12 protein-coding genes are annotated in these 9,274 nt (G+C 61.8%); 9 read left to right on the forward strand and 3 right to left on the reverse strand.

Annotated features, from left to right (window positions below):
• Positions 1–5: 5 nt before the first annotated feature.
• From ACZRN6_RS23600 to ACZRN6_RS23615, 4 genes are all read left to right on the forward strand, one after another.
• The gene (locus ACZRN6_RS23600; protein ID WP_464008962.1) at positions 6–587 is read left to right on the forward strand and encodes an RNA polymerase sigma factor; all 582 of its coding nucleotides are present in this window, start codon (positions 6–8) and stop codon (positions 585–587) included.
• Complete coding sequence (locus tag ACZRN6_RS23605) at positions 584–1,015, forward strand: hypothetical protein (protein WP_322145841.1); 432 nt, start codon at positions 584–586, stop codon at positions 1,013–1,015. The genes ACZRN6_RS23600 and ACZRN6_RS23605 overlap by 4 nt, the downstream gene beginning before the upstream one ends.
• Complete coding sequence (locus tag ACZRN6_RS23610) at positions 1,012–1,488, forward strand: periplasmic heavy metal sensor (RefSeq protein ID WP_322145840.1); 477 nt, start codon at positions 1,012–1,014, stop codon at positions 1,486–1,488. Before ACZRN6_RS23605 ends, ACZRN6_RS23610 begins: the two co-directional genes overlap by 4 nt.
• Positions 1,489–1,577: 89 nt before the next feature.
• On the forward strand, positions 1,578–1,787 hold the full coding sequence (locus ACZRN6_RS23615) for a YXWGXW repeat-containing protein (RefSeq protein ID WP_081480101.1): 210 nt from the start codon (positions 1,578–1,580) through the stop codon (positions 1,785–1,787).
• 165 nt (positions 1,788–1,952) lie between these two features.
• On the opposite strand, the gene ACZRN6_RS23620 is transcribed toward ACZRN6_RS23615, so the two are convergent.
• Entirely contained in the window at positions 1,953–2,840 is an 888-nt protein-coding gene (locus ACZRN6_RS23620; protein ID WP_464008963.1) for a LysR substrate-binding domain-containing protein, read from the reverse strand.
• Between the two features lie 115 nt (positions 2,841–2,955).
• On the opposite strand from ACZRN6_RS23620, the gene ACZRN6_RS23625 reads away from it, so the two are divergent.
• From ACZRN6_RS23625 to ACZRN6_RS23635, 3 genes are read left to right on the forward strand one after another with little or no spacing between them, the layout of a single operon-like run.
• Positions 2,956–3,960 carry an aldo/keto reductase gene (locus tag ACZRN6_RS23625; protein WP_464008964.1) on the forward strand — a complete coding sequence of 335 codons (1,005 nt, stop codon included), beginning with the start codon at positions 2,956–2,958 and terminating at the stop codon, positions 3,958–3,960.
• A 17-nt stretch (positions 3,961–3,977) separates the two neighbouring features.
• Positions 3,978–4,775, forward strand: a complete 798-nt coding sequence (locus ACZRN6_RS23630; RefSeq protein WP_218170914.1) for an SDR family NAD(P)-dependent oxidoreductase — start codon at positions 3,978–3,980, stop codon at positions 4,773–4,775.
• 27 nt (positions 4,776–4,802) lie between these two features.
• On the forward strand, positions 4,803–5,219 hold the full coding sequence (locus ACZRN6_RS23635; RefSeq protein ID WP_322145837.1) for an SRPBCC family protein: 417 nt from the start codon (positions 4,803–4,805) through the stop codon (positions 5,217–5,219).
• 116 nt (positions 5,220–5,335) lie between these two features.
• Here ACZRN6_RS23635 and ACZRN6_RS23640 read toward each other — a convergent pair whose 3' ends face one another.
• Positions 5,336–6,733, reverse strand: a complete 1,398-nt coding sequence (locus ACZRN6_RS23640; RefSeq protein WP_322145836.1) for a sensor histidine kinase — start codon at positions 6,731–6,733, stop codon at positions 5,336–5,338.
• On the reverse strand, positions 6,711–7,394 hold the full coding sequence (locus tag ACZRN6_RS23645) for a response regulator transcription factor (protein WP_003219726.1): 684 nt from the start codon (positions 7,392–7,394) through the stop codon (positions 6,711–6,713). Before ACZRN6_RS23645 ends, ACZRN6_RS23640 begins: the two co-directional genes overlap by 23 nt.
• 368 nt (positions 7,395–7,762) lie before the next feature.
• Here ACZRN6_RS23645 and ACZRN6_RS23650 point away from each other — a divergent pair, with 368 nt between their 5' ends.
• Complete coding sequence (locus tag ACZRN6_RS23650) at positions 7,763–8,683, forward strand: hypothetical protein (protein WP_322145835.1); 921 nt, start codon at positions 7,763–7,765, stop codon at positions 8,681–8,683.
• 219 nt (positions 8,684–8,902) lie between these two features.
• Positions 8,903–9,250 (forward strand): hypothetical protein, encoded by a 348-nt coding sequence (locus ACZRN6_RS23655; protein WP_464008965.1) that lies wholly within the window; start codon positions 8,903–8,905, stop codon positions 9,248–9,250.
• Positions 9,251–9,274 lie beyond the last annotated feature (24 nt).

Genomic DNA, 9,274 nt, shown 5'->3' on the forward strand with positions numbered 1-9,274 from the left:
CCCTATTGAAAGACACTGATCCGGACGTTGAGCTGTTGGCCCGCATCGGTAACAACGAACCGGCGGCCATCAACGAAATGGTGACGCGCAAGCTCCCGCGTTTGCTCGCGCTCGCCAGTCGGATCCTCGGGGATGCCGACGAGGCCAGGGACGTGGCCCAGGAAAGCTTCCTGCGTATCTGGCGCCAGGCCGCGAGTTGGCGCAGTGGCGAAGCACGCTTCGACACCTGGTTGCACCGCGTGGTGCTCAACCTGTGCCACGACCATTTGCGCCGGCGCAAGGAGCGCCCGTTGCACGACGAAGAGGCCATGCACGAAGTGCTCGACAGCGCGCCCGCCCCCGATGAACAGCTGGAAGCGGCCGCGCGCAGTGAGCACATGGCGCGGGCGTTGGCGTCGCTGCCTGATCGCCAGCGCGAGGCAATCGTGCTGCAGTACTATCAAGAGCTGTCGAATATCGACGCCGCGGCGCTGATGAACATCAGCGTCGAGGCACTGGAGAGCTTGCTGTCACGGGCGCGGCGCAACTTGCGCAGTTACCTTGACGACACACCCGGGCCCGCCCGCCCAGGAAGGGGAAAACCATGACGCCTGAACGATTTGCCCAACTGGCCGAGGCTTACGGCGGCCACCTGCACCGCTGGCCCCGCGCCGAACAGGCGCAGGCCCAGGCACTGCTGGACGCAGGGAATAACGGCGTACTTGAGGTGCTGCACCAGGCGCGCTGGCTCGATGGCCAGTTGGACGGCTATCAACTGGCGCCCGTCGACCCGGCGCTGGCGCGGCACATCCGCCAGTCATTTCCCCAGCGCCGGTCCTTCTGGGCGCGCTACGCCGGCTGGCTGTCGCCGGCCGGGTTTGTCGGCGTGGGCGTCGCGGGGATCGCCGCCGGCATCCTGGTCGCGTCATTGAGTGTGCCGCTGCCCATGCTCGGTCCTGAAGTGCTGCCGAGTGTCTTCGACCAGGGCGACGCCGATGTCGTCTTTACCGTCAACGCCGAGGAAAGCGAGCAATGACCCCGTCACCCAAGTACCTGAAGCCGCTGCTGGTTGTGTCGGTGTTGTTCAACGTGTTTTTGATCGGCGGCGTCGGCGGTGGCCTGTACCACTGGCTGGCGACTGCCAAGCCCGCCGAAGCGGTGGTGAACCAGCATGGCTTGCGCCAGGCGATGGTCAAGCTGCCGCCGCAGCGGCGCAAGGAGCTGCGTCAACTGTTGCGCCAGAACCGCGCCGACAGCCAACCGCTGGTGCTCGCCGGGCGCGAGGCGCGGCTGGATGTGATCAAGCAATTGGAGGCGCCGACCCTGGACCGAGAGGCCTTGGTGACAGACCTGGGCAAAGCCCGGGAAGCGGACATGGCGCTGCGGGCTTTGGTGGACAACACCCTGGCGCAGTTCGCCAGCACCTTGCCCCGGGATGAGCGCCAGCGGCTGGTGGAGGCGTTGTATTTGAAAGGGCAGGCGAAGGGCAAGGTAGCCAAAAATAACTGAGACAGGCGACGGATTTTCCCGGCTGGCAGCGTTTAACCCGGGTAAGCCCGCCACCCAGGCGACGGCTAGTTTCATTGGGGAACCGTGCCATGTCCCGTCTATTCAAGGCCACGCTCACCGCCACATTGATGGCGGCTGCGTTGTCTGGTTGCATCGTTGAACCTGTTCACCCACGGCGCCCGCCGCCGTTGGTAGAAGTAGTGCCGGTGGCTCCGGCGCCGGGGTACCAGTGGGTGCGGGGGCACTACCGCTGGGGGAACGGGCAGTGGTTGTGGGTGCCGGGGCATTGGCGCTACTGATCCTTCACCACTTTCAGCAACAACACCGAACCCCTGTGGGAGCTGGCTTGCCTGCGATGGCATCACCGCGGTCTTACTGACAGACCGAGGTGCCTGCATCGCGGGCAAGCCCGGCTCCCACATTTGATCGGGGCAGGCGATCCAATAACACATGCCCCAATACCCTCAACGCTCCGTCAGCACTTTCCTGAACGTCTCCACCAACGGCCGCAAATTGATCCGGTGCCACGCCGCCCACAGCGGTGTGGTGTAGGTCAGCCACGGCAGTTCCCGCAGCACCACGCCCGGTGGCGCATTGCGGCTCAAACCCTTTTGCACCATCGCCACACCCAACCCCGACGCCACCAACCCCAGCGCGGTAAACGGCTCGCTGGCTTCCATCGGAATCTGCGGGGTAAAGCCTGCCCGAATGCACGCGGCGACAAAGTCATCCGCCGGGTTCGCCCCAGGCTTGCGTTGCACACCAATCCATTGCTGCTCGGCCAGGTGTTCGGGCAGCAACTCGCTGACGCTGGCCAGCGGATGCTGTTCGGGCAGCGCCAGTAACATTGGGTCGTCCAGCACTTGCAGGGCCACCAGGTCCGGATCGTCCGCTGCCGGTGGCTCACCCACCAGGGCGATGTCCAGGCTGCGTTGGCGCAAGCCTTCCAGTTGCTCGATGGAGGGCAGGTTGTACAGGGCGATGTGCACGTTGGGCCGTGCCTCGCGCAGCACTTTCAAGGCATTCGGCAGCACGCCTGCGTGCATGGCGTTTTCGATGTAGCCGATGCACAGACCGCCTTCTTCGCCTTTGCCCAATCGCCGGCCCAGGGACTCCAGGCGGTTGGCGTGGGTCAACAGCGCCTTGGTTTCGGCCAGGAACGTCTGGCCGTCGCGGATCAGGCGGATGCGCTGTTGGCTGCGCTCGAACAGGGTCAGGCCCAGGCGTTCTTCCAGTTGGGCGATCTGCCGGCTCAGGGGCGATTGGGAGATGTGCAGCCGTTCGGCAGCACGCCCCACGTGTTCTTCTTCAGCGACTACAACGAAGTAGCGCAATTGGCGGAAATCGATCATGTAAGACCTGTAGGGACTCAAGTTGGTCGCAGTATGTCTTGGACGGTCCGATCTCTGCAATCTACGATCTGCTCAACGGTCAACACAGCGGCCTTGAACACTTGAGGATTTACCCATGAGCTTGAAAGACAAATTGCCCGGCGTGCTGGGTTTTGGCACCGCCCCCTTGGGCAACATGTTCCGCGCGATTCCAGAAGAGGAGGCACAGGCCACCGTCGAGGCCGCCTGGAACCAGGGCGTGCGTTACTTCGACACCGCGCCGTTCTACGGTTCGGGCCTGTCGGAAATCCGCCTGGGCCAGGCCCTGTCGAACTACAACCGTGACGACTACGTGCTTAGTACCAAGGTCGGCCGGGTGATCCTGGATGAAGTGGAAGAAAGCGCCCGCGACCTGGGTGAGAAAAGCGGTGTGTTCGAACATGGCCGGCCGAACAAAATGGTCAACGACTACAGCGCCGATGCCACCCTGCGTTCCATCGAGGACAGCCTCAACCGCCTGCAAACCGACCGCCTCGACATCGTGTGGATTCACGACATCGCCCAGGACTTCTACGGTGACCAATGGCTCGACTACTTCAACCAGGCGCGCACCGGTGCCTTCAAGGTACTGACCCGCCTGCGTGAAGAGGGCGTGATCAAGGCCTGGGGCTTGGGCGTCAACCGCGTGGAACCGTGCGAGTTGACCCTGGACCTGACCGAAGCCCAGCCTGATGGCTTCCTGCTGGCGGGCCGCTACACCTTGCTCGACCACGAACGTGCCTTGCAGCGCCTGATGGACGCGGCGCTGGCGCAGAATGTCGAGATCGTGGTCGGCGGCCCATACAGCTCGGGCATCCTGGCGGGCGGCGCACATTTTGAATACCAGAAAGCCAGCCCGGCAATTATCAGCAAGGTCGAGCAGATCAAGGCGATTGCTGCGGCTCATGGCGTGAGTGTGAAAGCCGCTGCGCTGCAATTCTCCCTGGCTCATCCGGCAGTGGCGACGGTGATTCCGGGTGCCAGTCGTCCGGGTCGAATTGCTGAAGACGTCGCGGCGTTGTCAGAGAAGATTCCCGCAGCCTTTTGGCAGGCCCTGCGCGATGCCCGATTGATTTCGGCCCGCGCACCGCTGCCGCTCTAACCACAGGAACGCGAACGATGAAAATTGATATCAGTGGCAAAGTCGCAATCGTCAGTGGCAGTACCGCCGGCATAGGGCTGGGCATCAGCCAGGCGCTGGCACAATCCGGCGCCACGGTGGTGGTGATCGGGCGTGAATCGGGCAAGGTCGACGAGGCGCTGGCGACGATTCGCCAGGCGGTCCCGGGTGCCGAACTGCGTGGGCTGGTGGCCGACCTGGGCACCGTCGAGGGCGCAGAAAAACTCTTCGCCGCCGAACCTCGGGCCGACATCCTGGTGAACAACCTCGGGATCTTCAACGACGTGGATTTTTTCGACGCACCCGACAGCGAGTGGACGCGTTTCTACGAGGTCAACGTGATCTCCGGCGTGCGTTTGTCGCGGCACTACACGCCGGGCATGGTCAAGCAGGGCTGGGGCCGGGTGATCTTCGTGTCGTCGGAATCGGGCGTGGCAACGCCGGCCGACATGATCAACTATGGCGTCACCAAAAGCGCCAACCTGGCAGTGTCCCATGGCTTGGCCAAACGGCTGGCGGGCACCGGGGTGACGGTCAACGCTATTTTGCCGGGGCCGACCTTTACCGACGGCCTGGAGCACATGCTCAAGGACGCGGTGGCCAAGTCCGGGCGCAGTGCGCGGGACGAGGCGGATGTATTTGTGCGCAACGCCCGGCCGACATCGATCATCCAGCGCGCCGCGAATGTGGATGAAGTGGCTAATCTGGTGGCGTACATTGCTTCACCGTTGTCCTCTGCAACCACCGGTGCCGCGTTGCGGGTCGACGGCGGCGTTGTCGACAGCATGGCAATCTAATTTTTTGAATGGTTTGGAGTATTAATCGTGGCAAAAGCATCTGCTGTTATTGAAATCCCGGTGTCGGCCGAACAGGTATGGCAATTGGTTGGCGGCTTTAATGCGCTGCCGGACTGGCTGCCCTTTATCGCCAAGAGCGAGCCGAGTGAAGGCGGGCGTGTGCGTCATCTGCAAACTGCAGACGGTGGTGTGGTGGTGGAGCGGCTGCAAACGTTTGATAACGTCGCACGCACCTACAGTTACTCGATCAGCGAGTCGCCGTTTCCGGTGAGTGAGTACCTGGCGACGTTGAAGGTAGAAGGGCTGACTGCCAGTTCCGCCAAGGTCACCTGGTCGGGGGTGTTTACCCCGGTGGCCGGTGTGACGGATGCGGCGGTGGAGGAGTTGTTTGCCGGTGTGTATAGCGGTGGGCTTGAGGCGCTGCGGGGCAATTTCCCGGGTTAATAAGGCTCAATTGTAGGAGCTGGCTTGCCGGCGATCGCATCAGCTCGGTGTACCTGATACACCGAGGTGTCTGCATCGCCGGCAAGCCAGCTCCTACATTGGGGTTGGGGTGTTCTTCAGGCTTCGGGCATCAGTTGTTGGCGGCATTCCAGGATCAATTTTGCGCCGCCGCTTTCGCTGCTGCCTACTTCCAGTTTGAAGCCGTGCAGGTTGATGATCGCGGCCACGATCGATAGCCCTAACCCAAACCCGCCTTGTTGTTGATTGCCTTCGTCTACCCGGTAAAAGCGCTGGAACACGGCTGCACGTTCCGCTGCCGGAATCCCGGGGCCGGAGTCGAGCACTTCGATGCGGGTGCTGCCGGCATCGTTTACGCCCCGCAAAATCACTTCGCCGCCCGGTGGGGTGAACTTGATCGAGTTGCTCAACAGGTTGGCCAGCGCTTCGAACAGCAAGGCGCGGTCGCCGGTGATCCAGGGCAACGAAGGCGGCACTTGCAGCAGCAGCTCCATCTGGCCTTCTTCCGCCAGGGGCAGGTAAAAGTCGTGGAGTTCCTGCAGCAAGGGCAGGGGGTCGAGCACCAGGAAGCCTGAACGGCGCTGGTGGTCTTCCAGTTCGGAAATCCTCAGCAAGCCGCGAAAGCGTGCCATCAGGGTGTCGGTTTCGGCGATGGCCGCGTCCAGTTGCAGCGCGTGGGGTGCGTCTTCATCGGCTTGCTGCTGGATCCGATACAACTGCGCCCGCAGGCGGGTCAGCGGGGTGCGCAGGTCGTGGGCGATGTTGTCGCACACGCCCTTGACCTCGTTCATCAGCTTCTCGATGCGGTCGAGCATCGCGTTGACGATGGCCGCCAGCATGTCCAGTTCGTCGCGCCGGTCTGACAGCGGCAAGCGGTGGGTCAGGTCGCCGGCGACGATAGCTTCGGCACTGGCCTGGATCCCGCGAATCCGCCGTAACGGGCGCCGCCTGAGCAGGTGCCAACCGGCCGCGCCAGGAATGATCGTCAGGGTGATGCCCCATAGCAAGGCGTGCAGGATGATGCGTGTCACGCCGAACAGCGAGCCATTGGCGCGCACCAGGATTAGCCAGCGGCCGTCTTCGGTGTGGGTGGCCACGGCGTCGCAGCTGTCGCGCGGCAGTTTCGGGTCGTCGGAATCAATGCAGTTGGCGAGGGCGTGGATGTGTCCGTCCATCGGCAGGTCGGGCGGTATCACGCGGATCGGGCCGCTGATGGGGTTGAACTGATCGTCGAACAGGCCGTAGGCGTCAACGCCCTTCATGTCGAAGGTCATGCTGGTGGTCAGGGCTTCCACCAGTTCTTCGCCGTCAAAGCGCTGGAACAAGTGCTGGCGTTGCATCAGCGAATGGCGCGAGAGGTCGCCCAGGTAACCGGACACCTCGTAGTACAGCACGCCCATGAGGATGCAGCTCCAGGCCACGAACAACGAACTGTAGAGCGCCAGCAGCCGGCTGCTGGAGGAGCGCCAGCCTTTAGAGGGGTTCAGCAATGACATACCCGGAACCTCGTACCGTGCGGATCAGCGGCGTGAGGCCCGGCGGGTCGATTTTTTTGCGCAGGCGGCCGATGTGCACGTCGATCAGGTTGGTGCCCGGGTCGAAGTGATAACCCCAGACTTCCTCGAAGATCATCATCCGCGACAGAATTTGCCCGGTGTTGCGCATCAGGAATTCCAGCAGTTTGTATTCCGTCGGCAACAGGCTCAGGGGCTGTTCGGCGCGGCTGGCTTCACGGCTGATCAGGTTCAATTCCAGATCGGCCACACGCAGGGCGGTTTCGAATTCCTTGACCGTGCTTTTGCGGCGCAGCAGCACTTCGACGCGGGCAGCCATTTCGTCGGAAGCGAATGGTTTGGTCAGGTAGTCATCACCACCGGCCCGCAGGCCGCGTACCCGTTCGTCCACATCGGACAGGGCGCTGATCATCAGGATCGGCGTCGACACGCCGATGGTGCGCAGGGTGGTGACGATGGCCAGGCCATCCAGTTCCGGGAGCATGCGGTCGAGGGTGATCAGGTCGTAATCACCGCTGACGGCGCGGACCAGGCCTTCACGGCCATTGTCTACCCAGTCTACGTCCAGTCCATGGCTACTCAGCTCGGCAACGATCTCGCGGGCCGTTACGGCGTCGTCCTCGATGGTCAAAATGCGGGTCATAAGGGTTACCTGGTGAGCGATTCACACTGAAGTGCGGGCATTTTGCCAAGAAATGATAGCCCGCTTCCTAAATAAAAATTTATGTAGGCATAAACGACACAATTCACCTTACCCCGCTGATTCTGAACGAATGCTGTGTGTGTAGGATTTTTTGCCCAGCATGGCCGTGCGCGCGGTTGTTTCCTACGAGGAATGCATAACGCCCGCTGCTTGAGGGCATATCTTGCAAGTTGCATGGTTTGAGTTAGTTCAAATTACTTAACATGTTGAAAAACATAGGTTTTTATTTTTTAAGTTCCTGGCACGGCGACTGCACTGTCCCTTTTGAGACTTGTAACACTATTTTTCATGCCTGGAGCAAAACAACAATGATCACATCCTCATCCACGCTGCAAGAATCGAGCGCGCTCTCCGGGGTTTCCTGGGGCGCCATCTTTGCCGGGGCTGCTGCGGCAGCTGCGTTGTCCCTGATCCTGGTATTGCTGGGCTTCGGCCTGGGCTTTTCGGCGGTTTCGCCGTGGGCCGACAGTGGCATCAGCGCTAAAGGGCTTGGCATTTCCACCATTGTCTGGCTGGCAGTTACGCAAATCATCGCGTCGGGGATGGGCGGTTATCTCGCCGGTCGCCTGCGGGTGAAGTGGGCCAATATGCACGGCGATGAGGTGTACTTTCGCGACACCGCCCATGGCTTCCTGGCCTGGGCCGTGGCGACACTGGTGACGGCGGTGCTGATCGTCGGTTCGGTCAGCAGTGTGGTCAGCGGTGGTGTAAAGGCCGGTGCCAGCGTGGCCTCGGGTGCCGCCAGTAGCATGAGCCAGGCGGCGGGTGCTGCCACCAAGGGTGAAGACTTCGGCTACTACGTCGACAGCCTGTTCCGCGATGATCGCCCAGCGGCCGTCAGTGATGACGCGGTGCACGGCGTCGTGGCGCGCATTTTTGCGCGTACCGTAAGCAATAACGGCCAGCTGGCCCCTGAAGACCGTGCATACCTTGCACAGTTGATCAGCCAGCGCACCAACCTCAGCCAGGCCGATGCCGAGGCGCGTGTTGACCAGGTTTATGGCCAGGCCCAAAAAGCCCTGGATGACGCCAAGTTGAAAGCCAAACAGGCTGCCGACACAGCTGCGAAAGTGGCTGCCTACACCTCGCTGTGGACCTTCGTGGCGCTGTTGATCGGTGCGTTTTTTGCCAGCCTCGCGGCAACCTTTGGCGGTCGTCGCCGGGATGCCGTGGTGTACCTGGAAACCGATGCCTACACCACCTCCACTTCGCTGCCACCTGTTCGTTAATTCAAGGAGAACGTCATGCGCTCATTACTATTGTTTTTCCTCGGTGTGCCTATCCCGGTCATCATCCTGATCGCGATTTTCATGCACTGATCCTGCTGTCTGTTTGACCCAAGCCGCGCCTGCTCCAGCAGGTGCGGTTTTTTGTTGCTGCGCCTGGAAGCCAAATCTCCGGTTTTTGTTAATTGTTGCTTAACCGCTTTTTGTCTAGACTCTCGCCCCATGAGCCGCTATCTGCGTTTTTTCCTGGTCCTGCTGTTGAGCCTCACGCTTCCCCTGACCGGGATGGCGGGTGTGGCCTCAAGCACCGAACCGTGCCCGATGCAGATGTCCGACATGCAGATGATGGGCGACATGTCCCCCGACTGTTGCGCGGACGGTGCCGGCCACGCCGACCACGGCAAGAGCTGCAAGCCAGGGCAGGAATGCAAGACCGGCGGCATGTTGCAGCTGTCGATGCCAGTGCTCAAGTCCCCTGTTGCTGTCTCCACCCCCGTGGTGGCAAGCCTCGGTTCTGATTTCATCCCCGACCGCACGCCTTCCGGCGTCTGGCGTCCGCCCCGTACCTGAACCCTGTTGCACCTGAAGACTCGT

The sequence above is a fragment of the Pseudomonas sp. A125 genome, assembly GCF_055409485.1.